12 protein-coding genes are annotated in these 20,732 nt (G+C 56.8%); 5 read left to right on the top strand and 7 right to left on the bottom strand.

Annotation, left to right across the window (positions count from 1 at the left end; genetic code table 11):
* Window position 1 precedes the first annotated feature (1 nt).
* Together EYC95_RS00425 and EYC95_RS00420 are read right to left on the bottom strand one after the other, a co-directional pair.
* Window positions 2–3,841, bottom strand: coding sequence for a hypothetical protein (locus tag EYC95_RS00425; RefSeq protein WP_256656889.1), 3,840 nt, complete (start codon window positions 3,839–3,841; stop codon window positions 2–4).
* A 182-nt stretch (window positions 3,842–4,023) separates the two neighbouring features.
* Entirely contained in the window at window positions 4,024–4,383 is a 360-nt protein-coding gene (locus tag EYC95_RS00420) for a response regulator (RefSeq protein WP_131058587.1), read from the bottom strand.
* A 258-nt stretch (window positions 4,384–4,641) separates the two neighbouring features.
* Here EYC95_RS00420 and EYC95_RS00415 point away from each other — a divergent pair, with 258 nt between their 5' ends.
* From EYC95_RS00415 to EYC95_RS00395, 5 genes are all read left to right on the top strand, one after another.
* Window positions 4,642–8,133, top strand: coding sequence for a response regulator (locus EYC95_RS00415; RefSeq protein ID WP_131058586.1), 3,492 nt, complete (start codon window positions 4,642–4,644; stop codon window positions 8,131–8,133).
* Between the two features lie 17 nt (window positions 8,134–8,150).
* A complete protein-coding gene (locus tag EYC95_RS00410; RefSeq protein WP_131058738.1) occupies window positions 8,151–8,966 on the top strand; it encodes a protein-glutamate O-methyltransferase CheR in 816 nt (271 codons plus the stop codon).
* Window positions 8,963–9,556: a chemotaxis protein CheB gene (locus EYC95_RS00405; protein WP_131058585.1), complete on the top strand. Its 594-nt coding sequence runs from the start codon at window positions 8,963–8,965 to the stop codon at window positions 9,554–9,556. Before EYC95_RS00410 ends, EYC95_RS00405 begins: the two co-directional genes overlap by 4 nt.
* A complete protein-coding gene (locus tag EYC95_RS00400) occupies window positions 9,550–10,731 on the top strand; it encodes a hybrid sensor histidine kinase/response regulator (protein WP_131058584.1) in 1,182 nt (393 codons plus the stop codon). The genes EYC95_RS00405 and EYC95_RS00400 overlap by 7 nt, the downstream gene beginning before the upstream one ends.
* 77 nt (window positions 10,732–10,808) lie before the next feature.
* Window positions 10,809–11,186, top strand: coding sequence for a response regulator (locus EYC95_RS00395; RefSeq protein WP_131058583.1), 378 nt, complete (start codon window positions 10,809–10,811; stop codon window positions 11,184–11,186).
* A gap of 31 nt (window positions 11,187–11,217) precedes the next feature.
* On the opposite strand, the gene EYC95_RS00390 is transcribed toward EYC95_RS00395, so the two are convergent.
* The 5 genes from EYC95_RS00390 to EYC95_RS00365 form a co-directional block, all read right to left on the bottom strand.
* Window positions 11,218–12,870: an ATP-binding protein gene (locus EYC95_RS00390; RefSeq protein ID WP_371928398.1), complete on the bottom strand. Its 1,653-nt coding sequence runs from the start codon at window positions 12,868–12,870 to the stop codon at window positions 11,218–11,220.
* Between the two features lie 14 nt (window positions 12,871–12,884).
* Entirely contained in the window at window positions 12,885–14,387 is a 1,503-nt protein-coding gene (locus EYC95_RS00385; protein ID WP_131058581.1) for an ATPase domain-containing protein, read from the bottom strand.
* A gap of 127 nt (window positions 14,388–14,514) precedes the next feature.
* A complete protein-coding gene (locus EYC95_RS00380) occupies window positions 14,515–15,570 on the bottom strand; it encodes a HEAT repeat domain-containing protein (RefSeq protein ID WP_131058580.1) in 1,056 nt (351 codons plus the stop codon).
* A 546-nt stretch (window positions 15,571–16,116) separates the two neighbouring features.
* Window positions 16,117–17,538 carry an efflux transporter outer membrane subunit gene (locus EYC95_RS00370; RefSeq protein ID WP_131058579.1) on the bottom strand — a complete coding sequence of 474 codons (1,422 nt, stop codon included), beginning with the start codon at window positions 17,536–17,538 and terminating at the stop codon, window positions 16,117–16,119.
* Window positions 17,535–20,717 (bottom strand): efflux RND transporter permease subunit, encoded by a 3,183-nt coding sequence (locus EYC95_RS00365; RefSeq protein ID WP_131058578.1) that lies wholly within the window; start codon window positions 20,715–20,717, stop codon window positions 17,535–17,537. The genes EYC95_RS00370 and EYC95_RS00365 overlap by 4 nt, the downstream gene beginning before the upstream one ends.
* Window positions 20,718–20,732: the final 15 nt, after the last annotated feature.

Genomic DNA, 20,732 nt, shown 5'->3' with positions numbered 1-20,732 from the left:
ATCAACTCGATCCTCTGCCAAGATTGATTTCCAGTGAGCCTAGGAATTGGTCGGCTGCGGTGTTGTTTAGCGCCGTCTCGATGGTAGTCATGTTTTTGGCAAATCCAGCAGGGTCGGATTTGATTTGGTCAATCAAGGAAACTGCTACTTCATAAGAATCCGCGTTGTATAAGGCTGGATGCTTCTGAACCAACGTCGGAAGGCTGGGGCGAATGGATTCAAACTGGTGCAGATGGGTAAATTTTTGCGTGTCCACTGTCTTGTAAGGGTTCGAAAAAGACGGGTCAACCATGCGAGGGTTACGCGCGAGATCAATTAACGGTGCAGCGTCGAATTCAACGCGATTCAGAGTTTTTCCGTAATACAAATCGAGCGTGCCAGGCGCGCCATGTGACATCTCATGGATCAAAACATCCGCAATTCTGGATTCATCGTATTTGGTTGTGCGAAAAAAATCATCCAGGTGTTCGGGGTAAATCTTGATGAATCTCTTGATTGATTCTTTATGTGCAGTCCCATTAGTTACCGCCTGCTTCCACCGCTTGTAATCAGGCACGTCCAGTGCCGCCACCGCGCTGACATCGGCTTTTCGGAACGACACATTAGTGAGCGTGAAGGCATCGAGATCCTTGCGTATGGCTCGCAGTTTAAGCCCGATATGTTGAGCGGCTTCGTCGGATCCCGTCCCAAACAGATAGTTGAGAACCTTGCGAACTTCGTTGTCTGACTCTATATCGGCCAACAAATGGATGGCACGGTCCAGTTTGGCTTTGGCGGCGGGAATAGCTTTCTTGATGTAACGTTGGGTGTAGCTTTTCGGCATGATCCTGTGCCACGGCAGGGTAGGCAGTTTGAATTTGTAATTGAAATTTTCCAGTTTGGCTCCCCAAGGCTGACCCAATCGGTTCAGGGCGTACCATTCGTCATTGTGGCGTATTCCCCATACCTGGAAGACATCCTGGGAAGTTTGCGCGGGACGCCAGGTTCCCAGGCGAATAGTGTCAGGGTCGACGGTTGCGGCCAGTTGGCTGTGTGGCGTTACGCCCGCCCATTTGCGCGCATCGACAATCGCGTTATCCAATGCGACCACGCTGTTGCGCCACGTTTTGCGCAACAGTTTTGCGCCATGTAAAAATAGGTCGGATGCTCCGTCCAGCGGATTGATCAGGCTGCCCACCAATCCGAGTCCCGTCGAAGCGAACTTGCCGGCCTTGGTCGCAAGGCTCATGCTTTTGGCGGCAAGACTGGCAATCTGAGCAACGGCTCCGACGACTAACAGAACGGTCATCGTGGCTTCTAACGTACAGGCCGCTACCCCTTGGAATTGTCGATCCAGATCGTCTGAGTTCAGGTCTTCGATGCAGGATTTGAAGGGCACGACAAAGTTGAGAAAGGTATCCAGATCCTTTTCCCGTTTTGCGCGCAATGCCTCCAGTTTTGTCTGTCCCCAGCACTCTTTCACCAATTCATCGAAGGTCGCGACGGGTCTGTGCTTGAGTACGAAGTTCACCAATGGGTCGAACTCTGTGGAATAGAAACTCTGGTAGTAACCGTTGATACCAAGCGCCGGTGGAGGCGCTGACAATTCACCGAGTTTTTCGATCACACCCGGACTGACGTTGACGAGGCCGGGTGTAACCCCATGGGTATAACACTCGATGTCCGTGGGCAGCTGAAGCACCTTCGCCGGAGGAGAGTAGTTTTTTATTTCACTGCTGCGAACGGTTGTGTTTAAAAGGTTTTCCTCTTGGATAAGCCCTGCCAGCCTGGTGTTCTCGCGACAGGTTCCGTGCAAGGTGAATAATTCGTAACACGTCACTCGGCCTTCATAGTGTGAACAGATGACGACACCGTAGCGACCCTTTGCCTCATCGATGTCCTTATGACTTTCAGTGGGTTTGCGCCCGGTCACTTTCAGGACCGTTTCAATGGTCGACGCTATGGGATTCGTGGGAAGGCTGGTGATCGAGTGGAGTTTCGCGACTGGCGGTCTTACCGTGAACATCGTCACCTTGCCTTTTAGCAGGCGTGTCCGATCAGGCAGTGGCATTGATGAAAAAGCCTGCTTCAAATGCATGTTCATTGCTTTTACATGCGTCACATAGTCGCGATTGAACTGACGGTGGAACTCACCGTCAGGAGGAATCAGGTTGGGGAGCATTTTGGGAAACGCTTTGTAAATACTTTCGCCATTCTTCAGATCCCAGTCACCGGTCCGCAGATCATTGGACATGTGCAGTTCTACAGGCGATACGGGAAACGGGTTGGCGTAAGCGTCCTCCAGCGGTCGATTTTTCCGTTGGTGAAGGACGTCACTTTCAAGATAGGTACATCCTTTGGCGACCTGCTTGAGCATGTCCAGTGCGACGCTTTTGCGAGTCGGCAGGGGGCGAGACAATGTTTCAGCGGTTTCGGCAAGCGTCTTGGCATGTCGGGCGTACGCGCCTAATGCCACTTCAAGCGAGTCCGTGACCGACTTCTCTACGTCATCCGGCGTGATGATTTTGTTGAGCAGCCCCCAATCAATCACCGGGTCCACGGCAGCCAAAGCGTCAAGCGTCTTTCGCGACTCGGAGACCGAGTCAAACTTCGACATATGGTGTAGCTCTGCATAAGTCATCGAGCGCGTCGATCCCGGCGCAATGATTTCATGCACCGAGACGATCCGGCAAAATTCGACCCATTGCGGCGTGCCCAGTAACAGGGTGGAAGGCAGATCTCTTAGCAGAAATTCCGGAGCGGCCTCTGCCAACAACAGGTGAGCGGCCAGTGCCGCATTTCTTTCGGTGATCCGGTGGTTCTCGATCAGGTGCCTTTCGAATTCTGTTTGAATGTCGGCGAAGGATTTTTCCATGTGCTCGACAGCATACAAGTTGAAACCTGCCACATGATTGCGAGGCTCTTGTTCGCCGACGCCCGGATGCAGATCGAGCAAGAGCGAAGTCAGCATTATTTGCTTAAGCGACTCATCTGATTGGGGTTGGTTTTCTTGCGCCCCATACCAGCCCAGATCCCGCACGTAAGCGTTGGCCCAGTCAAAAGCGATGGGACTGGAAACAAGTTTTTCAAGAACGCGCTCAGCCTCCGAGCGTTTGAAAGGGGTAGACCGTCCGCCCAAAATGCTATTGACCAGATGCTCCAGTAACGACTGATCCTTGATGTAACTGGTGATGAGTTTGCGGAATTCGCTGCGCTGAACGGCAGAAAGAGTGACTGAGTTGTCTCCCCCGTCTTTGATCATTTCCCAATAGTTACCAAGCGGTGGACTCACTGGAGGCTTCAGTTCCATGAATTTTGTCAGCCTGGAACCTTCGGCGGCGGTTCGGGGAATGATGTAACCATGAAATTTCAGCCATTGCGCCAACTCGACATGGTCAGCGAGAGAGATGACGCCACCGGTCAATTGCGCCATTTCAACCAATGCATGAAGATCATCTGTCAGATCCGGTGCAAGTTTGAATGCGTTCGCAAAGCCAACTGTTTTGCCAGAGTATCTTGCGTTTACTTCGCCTTCGGAAGTTACTTCGAACAATGAGTGCTCGGGAATATTGAAGGTGGCCATTAAGTTTTTGAAAGAGTTTTGTTCGGACATTTTCTGCAGCAGGTCCCTACCGGGTTGCAGAGCATCATCAAGCGTCGACCCTGACTCCAGGGAGATGACGGAACCTTTCAGGTTGATGGCTTGCGAAGGGCTAAGTTCTTCTCCTCGCTGATTTAGTTTGTATACAACTTCCATTTGTTCATTGAGGTCGCATTGAGCATGGCGATATTGAATGGTGGTGTCGGGGACGGCTCGGGATAAGTAACGTTGAGCTGGAAAGTTTGCATATTTGAGGGTCATGATTAAATTCATCGTTTTTGGTTGTTGTTTGAGAGATCCTCTTTTGTTATCTTGCATTAATCAAGAGTTGGTATGTAAGTGCGTTTTGCTAGTGTTGTTAGTTCTGAGCTGTGTTATTTATAACTTGCCCATGGAAGACAATCCCTTCATTGCCATTTGAAGGGATTTTATTGTCGATATACTTATTTAATAATGCTCTTTACTTTGTCCCGCAACTGATCAATGGAAAACGGCTTGCCGATCACCTGCATGCCCGCCGGCACATCAATGCTCTCTGCATACCCACTGGCAAACAGAATCGGCAATTCAGGACGCAGCATCCGGGCCTGTGTCGCCAATTCACGGCCGTCCATCACTGGCAAACCCACATCGGTCATCATCAAATCGATGTGCTGGTCTTCATCGTTGAGAAACTCGAGCGCCTGTTCGCTGCCATCGGCCTCAAGGACCTTGAACTCCAGTTCCTCCAATACGTCGACGATCAGCATGCGCACGATGGCATCGTCTTCTACTACCAGGATGATGGACGGGGCGGAGGACATAAGAGGGCTCTCAAGTGAAATTCAGGGTCGCCGGTCGATCGAAATCGCCGGGCTCTAGCATGAGTAAGTGGCAGATCCCGACAAGTTCCCAACGCTGTGCAAAAAAGAATAGCTGTACAAGAGGCGGCAGGATAACCGCTCCTTTGACCGAGAGCAGCTAAATGCAGGGATTTGCCCGTATCCACGTCAGAAAAATGGATCAATGTGCCAGTTTTGGGGCAAACTCCTTGGTTTTGAACAGTTCGACAAGGCCTTCCCATGACCCCTGCGTCTTCGGTTGATGAGCAACGATTCCGTAAACTCCTGAGCCGCAATATCAGCCTGCCGTTGGGTGTCGGTGTGCTCAGTGCAGTGTTTTTTGTCGCGCTGATCACATACCTGCTGTCGGTGATCCAGTGGGTCGAACACACCGACCGGGTGATCAATAACGCCAACGAAGCCGTAAAGCTGACCGTTGATCTGGAAACCGGGATGCGCGGTTTTTTGCTCAGCGGCGATGAGCATTTCCTCGACCCCTATGAAACGGCCAAGCCGAGAATCGCGGTCGCCCTCAAAACCTTGCTCGAGCTCACTGCCGACAACCCGGTTCAAACCGACCGTCTGCACCGGCTCCAGGCCTTGCAGCAGGAGTGGGCCAACTACGCGCAGTCGCTTATCGATCTGCAGCGCGCCAGCGGCGATTATCGCAGTGTCGTCAAGGCCGGGCGGGGCAAGCGGCTTACCGATGAGATCCGCAAGCAATTCGAAGACGTGATCGACATGGAGCAGCAGTTGCGTACCACGCGCAACGAGGACGTGCGCCGCACCACGATCTGGAGCATCACCCTTTACCTGTTGTTCATTCTCGGTATCAGCGGTTTGCTGGCCTATATCGGCCGTCGTGATTTGCTCAACCTTTCGCAAAATTACAGCGCCAACCTCGCTGCGCAACTGGCCAGCGCCTCGCGTCTGGAACAGCAAGCTTGGTTGCGCAATGGCCAGACCGAATTGGCCGAGCAAGTGTTGGGGCAACTGTCCCTCAATCTGTTGGGGCGCAACATCCTGCAATTCTGTGCTCAATATCTGGGCTCGGCCGTCGCTGCTATTTATGTGCGTGAAGAACATGGTGGCCTCAAACGTGTGGCGTCATACGGTTTTTCTCGCGAGCAGGAAGAGCGCGACCAGCAGATTTACAGTGATGAAGGAATTGTCGGTCAGGTGGCGCAACAGGCTTGTCTGATTCGTCTCGATAACGTGCCAAGCGACTACTTCAAAGTCAGTTCCGGCCTGGGCGAAGGCCTGCCGCATAGCGTGCTCGTGGTGCCAACCAGCGACGATGACCGTGTCAACGGTGTGATCGAACTGGGCTTCCTGCGCCCCCTGAGCGACCGCGACATCGAGTTGCTTGAGTTGATTGCCGGCAACATCGGTACGTCGATCGAGGCCGCTCGTTATCGTCAACGCTTGCAGGAAGTACTGGCCGAAACCCAGCAACTCAACGAAGAGCTGCAAGTTCAGCAAGAAGAACTCAAGACCGCCAACGAAGAACTCGAAGAGCAGTCGCGGATTCTCAAAGAGTCACAGGCTCACCTGGAAACCCAGCAAGTCGAGTTGGAGCAGACCAACGAACAACTCGCCGATCAGGCTCAGATCCTCGCCGACCAGCGCGATGCGATGGACCTGAAGAACACCGAGCTCAATCAAGCCCAGGTCCAGCTTGAAGAACGCGCCGAAGAACTGCAGCGCTCGAGCAAGTACAAGTCCGAGTTCCTCGCCAACATGTCCCACGAACTGCGCACGCCGTTGAACAGTTCGTTGATCCTGGCCAAGTTGCTGGCAGAAAACCCTCAGGAAAACCTCAGCGCCGAGCAGGTGAAGTTCGCTGAGTCGATCTACTCCGCCGGCAATGACTTGCTCAATCTGATCAATGACATTCTCGATATTTCCAAGGTCGAGGCCGGCAAACTGGAGATGCGTCCTGAAAACACCAGCGTTGCGCGCCTGGTGGACGGGCTGCGCGGGATGTTCGAACCAATGGCCGCTGACAAGAAGTTGAAGTTCGAGGTCGACCTCCAGCCAGGTTCGCCGATGATGCTGTTCACCGACCGTCAGCGTCTGGAACAAGTCATCAAGAACCTGCTGTCGAACGCGGTGAAATTTACTGAAAAAGGCACGCTCAGCCTGACGGTGGCGTCCCAGCCAAACGACGGCATCGCCTTTATCGTCCGCGATTCCGGGATCGGCATCGCCGCCCACCAGCAGGAAAGCATTTTTGAAGCGTTCCGCCAGGCCGACGGCACTACAAATCGCCGTTATGGCGGCACGGGTCTGGGCTTGTCGATTTCCCGGGATCTGGCAGCGTTGCTAGGCGGTTCGATCAGCGTCACCAGCGAACCGGGGCAGGGCAGTGTGTTCACCCTGGTTCTGCCGCAGCAATACGTTGAACCGGGCGATGTGCCGGTGGCGCCGATGCTGGTCACTCCGGTCGCCTTGGCGCCGAGAGCGGCAACGCCCGCGCTGGTGCCATTGATTGCCGAAGTCGACATACCGCGTTTCGACGATGACCGCGGCAAGGCGCCATTTACCACCCGTTGCATTCTGGTGGTGGAAGATGAGCCGAACTTTGCACACATCCTCTACGATCTGGCGCACGAACTGGGTTACCAGTGCCTGGTTGCCCATGGCGCTGATGAAGGTTACGACCTGGCCAAAGAGTTCATTCCCGACGCTATTCTGCTGGACATGCGCCTGCCGGATCATTCCGGGCTGACGGTCTTGCAGCGTCTGAAAGAGCATGCCGAAACCCGCCATATTCCGGTTCATGTGATTTCCGTCGAAGACCGGGTCGAGGCCGCCATGCACATGGGCGCCATCGGTTATGCGGTCAAGCCGACCACGCGAGAAGAACTCAAGGACGTGTTTGCCCGCCTCGAAGCCAAGCTGACCCAGAAGGTCAAGCGGGTGCTGCTGGTGGAAGACGACGATTTGCAGCGTGACAGCATTGCTCGCCTGATCGGCGACGAAGACATCGAGATCACCGCCGTCGGCTTCGCCCAGGAAGCGCTCGATCTACTGCGCACGACCATTTTCGATTGCATGATCATCGATCTGAAGCTGCCGGACATGCTCGGCAACGACCTGCTCAAGCGCATGTCGACCGAAGATATTTGTTCGTTCCCGCCGGTCATCGTCTACACCGGACGCAACCTGACCCGGGATGAAGAGGCCGAACTGCGCAAGTATTCACGATCGATTATCATCAAGGGCGCTCGCTCACCGGAGCGCTTGCTGGATGAGGTCACACTCTTTCTGCACAAAGTCGAATCCAGGTTGTCCCATGAACGCCAACGGATGCTCAAGACCGCGCGCAGCCGCGACAAGGTCTTCGAGGGCCGCAAGGTGCTGCTGGTGGACGACGATGTTCGCAACATCTTCGCCCTGACCAGCGCGCTGGAGCAAAAGGGTGCAGTCGTGGTCATCGGCCGGAACGGCCGTGAAGCGATTGAAAAACTGAATGAAGTCGAGGACATCGATCTAGTGTTGATGGACGTGATGATGCCGGAGATGGATGGTTTCGAAGCCACCATCGAGATCCGCAAGGACCCGCGCTGGCGCAAGCTGCCGATCATTGCGGTCACGGCCAAGGCCATGAAGGACGATCAGGAGCGCTGCCTGCAAGCCGGCTCCAACGATTACCTGGCCAAGCCCATCGACCTGGATCGCCTGTTTTCGCTGATTCGCGTGTGGTTACCGAAGATGGAACGCATTTAGTGGAACGCATTGATTCAATGGAGCGAAACAGCGAAATCGAATTGCGGTTGTTGATCGAGGCGATCTACCTCAAATACAGCTACGACTTTCGCGACTACTCCGGCGCTTCGATCAAGCGCCGGGTCAAGCATGCGTTGGTGCAATTTGAGTGCAACACCATTTCCGCCCTGCAAGAGAAGGTGCTGCACGATCCGACCGCGTTCATGCAGTTGCTGCAATTGCTGACGATTCCGGTCAGCGAAATGTTTCGCGACCCTTCGCATTTCCTGGCGATCCGCAAGGAAGTGGTGCCACTGCTCAAGACGTATCCGTCGATCAAGATCTGGATTGCCGGTTGCAGCACCGGCGAAGAAGTCTATTCAATGGCGATTCTGCTGCGCGAAGAAGGCTTGCTCGATCGCACCATCATTTACGCCACTGACATCAATCCGCGCTCGCTGGAGAAGGCCAAGCAGGGGATTTTCTCCATGGAGAACGTCCGCGCCTACACTCATAACTACCAGCAGTCAGGTGGCCAGCGTTCGTTCGCCGACTACTACACGGCAGCGTATGGCTACGCGATTTTCGACAAGACCTTGTGTGAGAACGTGACCTTCGCCGATCACAGTCTGGCGACCGATAGCGTGTTCTCCGAAACCCAATTAATTTCGTGTCGTAATGTTTTGATCTACTTTAATAAAAAGCTTCAGGATCGTGCGTTCGGTTTGTTCCATGAATCCCTTTGCCATCGTGGATTTCTGGTGCTGGGCAGTAAGGAAACCCCGGATTTTTCGGCCTTCGGCAACCAGTTTGTGCCCTTGGTCAAACAAGAACGGATCTACCGTAAATCATGAGTAATGCAGAGGAATTGCCTTCTTTGGAGGCTATCGTGATCGGTGCTTCGGCCGGTGGCGTGGAGGCGTTGTTGGGTATCCTCAGCCCACTGCGCGAAGGCTTCGCACTGCCGATCATTGTGGTGCTGCACCTGCCTGACGAGCGTCGTAGCCACTTGGCCGAAGTGTTCGATCGGCGCGTGGCCATGCGAGTTCAGGAGGCCCGTGACAAGACGCAGGTCGAAGCGGGAACGCTGTATTTCGCGACGCCCGGCTATCACTTGTCGGTGGAGCATGACCGCACCTTTTCCCTGAGCCTAGAGGACCGCGTGCATTATTCGCGGCCCGCCATCGATTTTCTGTTCGAGTCGGCCGCCGATGCTTACGGCAAGCACCTGGCTGCCGTGCTGCTGACCGGCGCCAACCGCGACGGCGCCAGCGGTCTGGCTCAGGTAAAACGTCGCGGGGGCCTGACCATCGTGCAGGACCCGGGCGAGGCCCAGGTCGCAACCATGCCTCGGGCAGCGTTGGCTTTGCATCACCCGGATCACATTCTCCCTATACGCGGCATCGGCCGTCTGCTTGTCGAGCTGGAACGAATAGCATGCTGAGTAACATCCAAGCCAAACTGCTGATTGTCGACGATCTGCCGGAGAACCTGCTGGCGCTTGAGGCATTGATCAAGCGTGAAGACCGCATGGTCTATAAAGCCTTGTCCGCTGACGAAGCCTTGTCGTTGCTGCTGCAACACGAATTCGCCATGGCCATTCTCGACGTGCAGATGCCGGGCATGAACGGCTTCGAACTGGCCGAATTAATGCGCGGCACGGAAAAAACCAAGAACATCCCGATTGTCTTCGTCAGTGCCGCTGGCCGCGAGCTGAACTACGCGTTCAAGGGCTACGAAAGCGGTGCCGTGGACTTCCTGCACAAGCCGCTGGATATTCATGCGGTCAAGAGCAAGGTCAACGTGTTTGTCGACCTGTATCGCCAAAGCAAGGCGATGAAGCAGCAGGTCGAAGAGCTGGAACAGGCTCGCCGCGAACAGGAAGCGCTGCTCAAGCAATTGCAGGCCACACAGAATGAGCTGGAACAAGCGGTGCGCATGCGTGATGACTTCATGTCGATTGTCGCCCACGAAGTCCGTACACCGCTCAATGGCCTGATCCTCGAAACCCAGTTGCGCAAGATGCACCTGGCCCGGGACAACGCGTCAGCGTTCACCCTCGACAAGATGCACGCCATGGTCGACCGAGACGAGCGGCAGATCAAAAGCCTGATCCGTCTCATTGAAGACATGCTGGATGTTTCACGCATTCGCACCGGCAAGCTGTCGATCCGCACGACCCGATTTGACCTCGTGCAATTGGTCAGCAATTTGTTGCAAAACTTCGCGCCGCAGGTCGACGCCGCCGAGTGTTCCGTTGCGTTTACGGCTGAACAGCCAGTGGTCGGCAACTGGGACGAATTTCGCATCGAACAAGTGATTTCAAATCTGCTGACCAACGCCTTGCGTTATGGTGGCAAGAGCCGGATCGATGTGAGGGTCTACTGTCACGAGGGTCAGGCACGGGTCGAAGTGCAGGATCGCGGGATCGGTATCAGTGAAGAAAACCAGAAGCGTATTTTTCAACAGTTCGAACGGGTGTCAGCCAAGACCGTGATCGCGGGGCTGGGACTGGGGCTGTTTATTTCCGAACAGATCGTCGCCGCCCATGGCGGCTCCATCGCCGTCGAGAGCAAGATCAACGAGGGCGCCTTATTTCGCGTTTGTCTGCCGCTGTAGGAAAACAGCCCGATAAACGCAACCTCTGATCGACCCTATGGTCGTATCAGCAGCTATTGACCGAACAAAGGCTTCCCATGAGTGAAGATGCACAAGATGTAGTACTCATCGTCGAGGATGACCCCTCGATTCTGATGGTATTGTCCGCTTACTTGTCGGGTGAAGGTTACCGGGTGCTGCAGGCCGAAAACGGCGAGCAGGCTTTTGAAATACTGGCGAGCAAGCCACACCTGGACATGATGATCACGGACTTTCGCCTGCCCGGCGGGATTTCCGGCGTGCAGATCGCCGAGCCTGCCGTGAAGCTGCGACCGGAACTCAAAGTGATTTTTATCAGCGGTTATCCGCAGGAAATCCGCGAGACCGACAGCCCGATCACGCGCAAGGCGCCGATCCTCGGCAAGCCGTTCGATCTGGATGTGTTGCAAGAGATCATGCAGGAAATGCTGTCGTAAAAGGCCCCGCAGCCCCCAGTTGTGGGGGCTTTCAGATTCGGATCATCTCCCGCACCTTGGCCGTCAACAGGTCGAACGTGAACGGCTTGGTGATCATCTGCATGCCAGGGTCAAGGAAGCCGCCGCGCACCGCCGCGTGTTCGGCATAACCGGTAATGAACAACACTTTCAGATCAGGCCGGTACTGCCGACCGATTTCTGCCAGTTGCCGGCCATTCATTCCAGGCAACCCCACATCGCTGATCAACAGGTCGATACGCTGGCCCGAGTCGAGAATCGGCACTGCGCTATCGGCATCGCCCGCTTCGACGAAGGCATAGCCCAACTCACTCAATACTGCACTGACCAGCACGCGTACCGCCGGATCGTCCTCGACGATCAGCACGGTTTCACCGTTCTGGGCGTAAGGCGCGTGTGCGATATCGATCAGTGTGTCCTCGACCAGATCACCGTTGTAGCGCGGCAAATACAGACTCACCGTCGTGCCGTTACCCACTTCACTCTCGATGGACACGTGACCGTGGGACTGCTTGCTGAAACCGTAAATCATCGACAAGCCCAAACCCGTGCCCTGGCCGATCGGTTTGGTCGTGAAGAATGGATCAAAGGCCCTGCTGATAGTGCCCTCCGGCATACCGCAGCCGGTATCGGTCACGCTCAGTACCACGTAATCACCCGGTTGCAGGTTGCTGTGGACCCGGGTGAAGCCATTGTCCAAGTGTTGATTTGAGGTGTTGACCACCAGTTTTCCGCCTTCTGGCATGGCATCTCGGGCGTTCAGCACCAGGTTGAGCAGGGCGCTTTCGAGCTGATTGGGATCGGCCTCGGCCACCCACAGGTCTTCGCTTAGCTGCATGTCCAGATGAATGCTTTCGTTGATGCTGCGCTGCAAGAGTTCACCCATCGATACGACCAGGGTGTTCATTTCCACGGGTTTGGAATCCAGCGACTGGCGTCGGGAAAAGGCCAGCAGGCGATGAGTCAGGCCTGCTGCACGATTGGCGGAGGTCACCCCCAGATCGATCAGACCGTCCAGGTCATCGGTGCGACCCCGGGCCAGGCGGCGACGCAGCAGCTCCAGGCTGCCGATGATGCCGGTCAGCATGTTGTTGAAATCATGCGCGATGCCGCCGGTGAGTTGGCCGACCGCTTCCATTTTCTGCGACTGCCTGAGGGCTTCTTCGTTGTGTCGCAGTTGGGCGGTGCGTTCCTCGACCTGTTGCTCGAGGGTTTCCAGCGTGTTTTGCAGGCGCAGTTCGCTTTGGCTCAGGTCAATCAACCGGTCCCTGGCTTCATACTGTCGTCGTCGTCCACGCAACGCGGTGGTGACGAGGCTGATCAACGTCACCGGATGAAACGGGCGCTCGAGGAAGGTTACGTTGCCCAGTTGCGGGCCGAGACGTGACGCGGGGTTCTGTTCCGGGCCGCCGTGGTGAGTCAGCAGTACGATCGGCAGGTCTGACCAGGTCGGTTGTTGCTCGATCAAACCCAGCAGAGGCGCGATATCACAACCCATCAACGCTTCCGAAGAAATCACCAGCAGGCCGGCGCCTTGCGCGAGTTCGCCGCACAGCGTGACCAGATCCCGGGTAACGAGGCCTTCGAATCCCGCCTCATTGAGCATCATCAGCGCAATCTGGCTGTCGCGTCCCAGCGGCGCGAGAATGATCGCGCGCTCGGACATCACCTCGATAACCCTCACCGGACATTTTCCTTAAGGAGTGGCTGGCTGGCGCCCAGATAAGTCGGCACGCCGCGCAACACGCCCTGGAAAGCATCCAAAGGCTCACCGATCTTCATGCCTGTGTTGCCGATGCGGTATTCGCGAATAGTCGATTCGTGGCTGCCGGTGCGTTTCTTGATAATTGAAATGGCCCGGCGAACTTTGCCCAGGGCTTCGAAGTAACGCAAAAGAATCACCGTGTCTGCCAGATAAGTAATGTCGACTGGCGCCTGCATGTCCCCGACCAGCCCATGTTGGGCCACCGTCATGAACGTCGCGGCACCTCGGCGGTTGAGGTACAGCAGCAACTCGTGCATGTGCAGCACCAGCGCGTTTTCCTCGGGCATCGCGGCCTGATAACCGTTGATGCTGTCGATCACCACCGTTTTGATCTCGCGCTCATCGACACAACGACGAACCCGGTGAGAGAACTCGCCGGGGGACAACTCGGCGGCGTCGACTTGCTCGATCAGCAGGTTGCCGGTGTCTTGCAGCGCCTGCAGGTCGATGCCCATGTTTTTCATGCGCTCGAACAGCAGTCCCAGTTCCTCGTCGAAGATAAACAGCGCGGCTTTCTCACCCCGGGCGACGGCGGCCGCAGCGAAGATCATCGAGATCAGCGACTTGCCGGTACCGGCCGGGCCGAGAATCAGCGTGCTGGAACCGGTCTCGATGCCGCCGCCGAGCAGGGCATCCAATTCGTCGATGCCGCTGGTTAACTGCCGGCGCGTGTAACCGCCGCGGTGTTCAGCCGCGACCAGACGAGGGAACACGTGAACGCCGTCGCCCATGATGGTGAAGTCATGAAAACCGCCACGGTACTTCTGACCGCGGTATTTCACGACGCGGACCCGCCGGCGTTCGGCGCCATAGTTGGGCGTCAGTTCTTCGAGGCGAACAACACCGTGCGCCACGCTGTGGACGGTCTTGTCGAGGGATTCGGTGGTCAGGTCATCCAGCAAAAGAACGGTGGCGTCGTAGCGCACGAAGTAGTGCTTGATCGCCAGAATCTGCCGGCGATAACGCAGTGAACTCTGGGCCAGCAATCGGATTTCGGAAAGGCTGTCGAGGACCACCCGGGTCGGCTTGACCCGTTCGACCACATCGAAAATCTGTTTGGTCGCTTCACCCAGCTCAAGGTCCGAGGAATACAGGAGGCTCTGCTGATGGTCGGCATTGAGCAGGCTTTCTGGCGGGGTCAACTCGAAGATGTGGATGTGTTCATCCAGCTCCCAACCGTGGGACAACGCCCCTTGGCGCAGTTCGCGCTCGGTTTCTGAAAGCGTGATGTACAACGAGCGCTCGCCGGCACGAGCGCCGGCCAACAGAAAATGCAACGCGACGGTGGTTTTGCCGGTTCCGGGTTCACCCTCCAGCAAAAACACATGCCCGCGGGACAATCCACCGGCCAGGATGTCATCCAGACCTTCGATGCCGGTGGCGGCTTTTGCACTGAACAACTCGTTAGATGTAGACAAAAAAAACCCTCTCATGACTAGGGGAAGCGAGGCTGCAGGCCTGAAGTGCCTGAATGGACTGCCTGATCACTTGACCTTTTGACGTTGCGACGGTTCAACCTTTTTGTTGGCGTGATGGCGGGGGGCGTTACAAGCCTTGCTGCAACGCCGGATCATCGGGATTGAGCTGTTCCAGCTGCGCCAGAAGGATCTGCACGTTCTGCAGTTGTCCGCTTTCCTTCCAGTAATTGATCAACAGCACCCGCGCCTTGCGGTCGGCGGGATGGCGCTGAACGATCTCCTGCAGCTGCTTTTGCGCTGCTTCCAGTTCTTGCTCGCCATGCAGGGTAGTCGCCAGGTCATAGCGGTAATCCTTGTTGTTCGGTTCAATCTCGACCGCTTTGGACAGACCGAGCAGGGCGAACTCACTTTGCCCGTGATGCAGCAACCAAAGCCCCAAGGCATGTTGCAGGTAGGCCGAGTCGGGTTGCGCCTTCAGCTGTTTCGCCAGCAACTGCCGAGCGGCGTCGCTTTGGCCTTGCTTGTCCAGCACTTCAATCTGCATGACCAGCGCCGGTAAATTGACCGGGGCCAGCTGCAACGAGCGTTCCAGCGCCTGCTGTGCCTCTTTCAGTTCGCTGTTGTGCAGGTGCAGGCGGGCCAGTTGGTATTGGGTTTCGGCGCTTTCCGGCTGGCTCTTCAGGACCTGTTCCCAGGCATCGATGGCTTGCTCCAACGGCCCGAAATACAAGCCCAGGTCATCCGGCGACAAGCCCAACAGCGCGTTGATCGCGGCAGACCGGACGCTTTGTTCGCTGTCATCCAGCAACGGCCCGATCAGCAGACTGCGCTGCCCGCTGGGCACCAGTCCGCCGATGCTCTTGATTGCCGCAATGCGCACGTCGGCCGAGGAGTTTTGCAGGTCTGCGGCCGCCAGTTTCAGGGCTTGTGGGCTGGGGTAATTAGGCAGTTCGGCGTGCAGCCAGACACGACGTTTGGGCGACAGGTCGGGGCGAGCCAACTGTTGGTACAGAACTCGTGCGGCCCCCGGTTGCCCGGCGCGAGCCTGGGTCAATGCTTCGCTGTAACCGCGCTTGATGGCTTCCGGCACCACGGGTGTCGTGCTGCGCAGGAAAAACCAGGCAAGAGCGAAGGCGAACAGGACACAGAGGCTGATGAGCAAGTAGCGGCGGGACTGGGGCATGCAGGAATCCGGGGGCTGGCGGCTTTTGCAAAGCTGTCAGCTTCGGTCAGGTGGGCGTGTGAGTCAAACCCTGACTCAGTTCAATGCCGGTGAATTTGCCTACAGGTCGCGTCGACATTGAAACCCATCGAAGCCATGAAGCAGTGACTACGCTTGCTGGAGATGACTCAAAGAGTATTCCCATGCAACCGCTGCTCCAGTACTTCAAGGCAATACTCAAACCCGGACAAGGGGTGTTGTTGTTCGCCTAGGCCGATTTGCTGCGCAACCAGGCCAACCTGATAGCTGCGGGCGGGGACGACGGCCACGGTGACGGTCCAGGAAACCAAAAAATCTCAAGATCGCCGGTAACCCTATGGGAGCGAGCTTGCTCGCGATGGCGGTGAGTCTGTCGACAATAATTCTGAATGATCCACCGCTATCGCGAGCAAGCTCGCTCCCACAGGGGATTCAGAATTGTGCAGGCAAAAAAAGCCCCGCGACCGAATGAGGCGCAGGGCTAAAAAATTGGTCGGTTGCGGCCAACCAAAGGAGCTCTTTAAAAACTTACTTGCTGGCGACCGTCTCTGGTTGCCAGCCACCGCCAAGGGCTTTGTAAATCGCGACAATGCCGCGATAAAGATCGGTTTCGGCCAAGGCTTGGGTATCTTCGGCTGCCAGGCGTTCACGTTGGGCATCCAGCAGGACGAGGAAGTCCACGGTGCCTTCGCGGTAGCGAATTTCGGCCAGGTCCGCTGCGGCACGACTCGCTTCGCTCTGACGGATCAGCGAGATCAACCGTTGCTGACGTTTACCGTAGTCGCTGAACGCGTTTTCCGACTCTTCCAGCGCCAGCAACACTTGTTGCTCGTAGGTCGCCAGCGCGCCTTCGGCATCGGCATCGGCGCCGCGCAGTCGGGCCCGTACACTGCCCAGGTCAAACGCTGCCCAAGTGATGCTTGGGCCGAGCGCCCAGGCATTGGCCGCCGCCGAACCGATTTGCGAACCACGGCCGGCGGTGAAGCCAAGGAAACCGCTGAGGCTGACCCGAGGGAACAAATCAGCCTTGGCCACGCCGATACGGGCGGTGGCGGAGGCCAGTTTGCGCTCGGCGCTGAGGATGTCCGGACGACGTTGCAGCAATTCACCCGGATCACCGATCGGCAACGCCTTGGCGATAGCCGGCAAGTCTTTTGGACTCAGGTTGACGGTCAGCTTGTCCGGACGCTCACCCAGCAGGGTGGCGATACGGTTTTTCTGCCGAACCTGTTCAGCCTGCAACTGCGGCACGCTGGCTTCGACCGAAGCGAGGCGTGCATCGGCACGCTCCACGTCCAGTTGATCGCCGACGCCGGCATCACGCAGGCTTTCGGTGATCTTGCGCGATTCCTGCTGGTTGTTCAGGTTGGCCAAGGCAATCTTTTCACGCAGTTGTGCACCGCGCAGTTGACCGTAGGCGTCGACCAGTTCGGCAATCATGGTGACTTGCAGTTGGTACAGATCGGCTTCGGCCGCTTGCTGTTCGGCGTCACTGGATTCCAGGTTGCGCTGGATACGCCCAAATAAGTCCAGTTCCCAGGCCATGTCCAGGCCCAGGTCGTAGCGTTCGCTGTTAACCCGCTTGGTGGTCTGGCCTGGAATCTGACCTTTACCCAAATCACTGCTGGCGCGGCTGGTGATGGTTGGCATGGCGTCATTGCTGACGTCATCGCGGATCGCCCGGGCCGCTTTCCAGCGGGCGAAGGCTACGCGCAAATCACGGTTGCCTTGCAGCGATTGAGTCACCAACTGGTTGAGGGTCGGGTCTTCGAACTGCTGCCACCAGATGCCTTCGAAACGCGTACGGTCGAAGTTCTTCTGGCCGGCTGCACCATCGGTAGCGGTGGTGATGTTCGCCGGCTCAGTGGCTGGGGTCTTGTAGTCCGGGCCGACGGCACAGGCGCTCAGGGCCAGTACCAGAAGGCTCGGCAGGAAGGCTTTCAGGCTCATTGTTGCGCCTCCAGTTTCAGGGCCTTGGCCGCTTTGCGTTTTTCACCGCGCTCCACAAAGTTACGAATCAATACGTAGAACACTGGCGTCAGCAACAGACCGAAGAAGGTCACCCCGAGCATCCCGGAGAACACCGCCACACCCATGGCATGACGCATTTCGGCACCGGCACCGCTGGAGAACACCAGAGGCACGACACCCATGATGAACGCGAAGGAGGTCATCAGGATCGGCCGCAGACGCAGACGGCAGGCTTCCAATACCGCGGCGAGCGGGCTGAGGCCTTCGTCCTGCTGTTTATCCTTGGCAAACTCGACGATCAGAATCGCGTTCTTACACGCAAGTCCCACCAGTACGATCAATCCGATCTGGGTGAAGATGTTGTTGTCGCCTCCCGAAGCAATCACACCGGTGATGGCCGACAGCAGGGTCATCGGTACGATCAGGATCACCGCCAGTGGCAGGCTCCAGCTTTCGTACTGAGCCGCGAGCACCAGGAACGCCAACAATACGCAGAGCGGGAACACAAACAGCGCGGTGTTGCCGGACAGAATCTGCTGGTAGGTCAGGTCGGTCCATTCGTAGGTCATGCCGTTGGGAAGTTCTTCCTTCAGCAGTTTCTCAATGGCTTTTTCGGCTTGGCCGGAGCTGTAGCCGGGGGCTGCCGCACCGTTGATTTCAGCGGTGATGAAGCCGTTGTAGTGCATCACGCGGTCCGGCCCCGAGGTGTCGCTGACCTTGATGAAGGTCGCCAGCGGGATCATCTCGCCTTTGTTGTTACGCACTTTCAACTGACCGATCTGGTCCGGTTCGAGACGGAACTGCTGTTCAGCCTGAACGTTGACCTGGTAGGTACGACCGAAGCGGTTGAAGTCGTTGGCATACAGCGAACCCAGATAGATCTGCAGGGTGTCAAAGATGTCGCTGACGGCCACGCCATGAGTCTTGGCTTTTTCCCGGTCGATAGCCGCATCGACCTGCGGCACGTTCACGGTGTAGCTGGTGAAGAGGGCGGCCAGTTCCGGCACGTTGTGGCTTTTGTTGATGATGTTCATGGTTTCTTTGTACAGCTCGTCATAGCCCAGGTTGCCCCGGTCTTCGATCTGCAGGCGGAAACCACCGATGGTACCCAGGCCTTGTACGGGCGGCGGCGGGAAGATCGCCATGTAGGCTTCCTGAATCCCGGCGAACTGGCCGTTCAACGCACCGGCAATCGCACCAGCAGACATGCTCGGGTCTTTGCGCTCGTCGAACGGTTTCAGGGTGACGAACACGATGCCGGCATTAGGGCTGTTGGTGAAACCGTTGATCGACAGACCTGGGAACGCGACGGCACTTTCCACGCCAGGCTGTTTCAGGGCCAGGTCGGACATGCGTTTGATCACGTCTTCGGTACGGTCCAGGCTCGAGGCGTCCGGCAGTTGCGCGAAAGCCACCAGGTATTGCTTGTCCTGGCCGGGTACGAAACCGGTCGGGGTGCTGGAGAAACCGAAGAAGGTCAACACCATCAGGCCTGCGTACAGCAGCAGGGCAATACCGCTGCTGCGGATAACCCGGCCTACAGTGCCGACATAACTATGGCTGGCCTTGTCAAAGAAACGGTTGAACGGACGGAACAGCCAGCCACCGAAGATCTTGTCGAGGACCCTGGAGAAACGGTCTTTCGGTGCGTCATGGCTTTTGAGCAACACAGCAGCCAGTGCAGGCGACAGGGTCAGCGAGTTGAACGCCGAGATCACGGTCGAGATCGCAATGGTCAAAGCGAACTGCTTATAGAACTGACCGGTCAAGCCGGAGATGAACGCCGCCGGGATAAACACCGCACACAGCACCAGCGCGGTTGCTATGATCGGGCCGGTCACTTCACGCATGGCCCGCTTGGTCGCTTCGACCGGTGTCAGTCCCAATCCGATGTTTCGCTCGACGTTTTCCACCACCACGATGGCGTCATCCACCACGATACCGATGGCCAATACCAGACCGAACAGTGACAGGGCGTTTAACGAGAAGCCGAACAGGTGCATCACGGCAAACGTACCGATCAGCGAAACCGGTACCGCCACCAACGGAATGATCGAGGCGCGCCAGGTTTGCAGGAACAGGATCACCACCAACACAACGAGGATCAGCGCTTCGAAGAGGGTGTGAACCACCGCCTCGATGGAGCCGCGCACGAAGATCGTCGGGTCATAAACGATGCTGAAGTCCATGCCTTCCGGGAAGTTCTTCTTCAGTTCGGCCATTTTGTCGCGAACTTCGTTGGAGATCTCGATCGCGTTGGAACCAGGGCGCTGGAAGATCGGGATCGCCACCGCCGGCTGGTTGTTCAGCAGCGAGCGCAGCGCGTATTGGCTGGAACCCAGCTCAATGCGAGCAATGTCTTTCAGGTGCGTGATTTCACCGTTGTCGCCGGAGCGAACGATGATGTTCTCGAACTCTTCTTCAGAAACCAGACGGCCCTGAGTGTTGACCGACAGCTGGAACGCAGTGGCATTCGGCGCTGGCGGCGCACCGAGGGCACCGGCAGCGACCTGACGGTTCTGTTCACGGATCGCGGTCACTACATCGGTCGCGGTCAGGTTGCGCGAAGCGGTTTTGTTCGGATCAAGCCAGACCCGCAGTGAGTAGTCGCCCATACCGAACAACTGCACGTCACCGACACCGCCCAGACGCGCCAGCTCATCCTTGATGTTGAGCAAGGCGTAGTTGGACAGGTAGAGCATGTCGTAGCGTTTGTCCGGCGAGGTCAAGTGCACAACCATGGTCAGGTCGGGCGAAGCCTTGTCAACGGTGATACCGATGCGCGTCACTTCTTCTGGAAGTTTCGGCTCGGTACGGGTCACACGGTTCTGAACCTGCACCTGTGCGTTGTCTAGGTCGGTACCCAGGGCAAAGGTGATGGTCAGGGTGATCTTGCCGTCAGCGGTAGACTGCGAGGACATGTACAGCATGTTCTCGACGCCGGTGATGGCTTGCTCCAGGGGAGCGGCCACGGTTTCACCGATGACTTTCGGGTTGGCGCCCGGGAAGTTGGCGCGAACCACAACGGTCGGTGGCACGACTTCCGGGTATTCGCTGATCGGTAACTGGAACAGCGAGATGGCACCGGCGATCAGGATCAGCAGCGACAGTACCGCTGCGAAGATCGGCCGTGAAATGAAGAATTGGGAAAAATTCATCGGAGTCGTTGTCCC

It is taken from the genome of Pseudomonas sp. BGI-2 (assembly GCF_004310295.1).
GTDB lineage: Bacteria > Pseudomonadota > Gammaproteobacteria > Pseudomonadales > Pseudomonadaceae > Aquipseudomonas.
The sequence above is the reverse complement of the archived record's forward strand: the minus strand, read 5'-3'. Positions and strand labels throughout refer to the sequence as shown.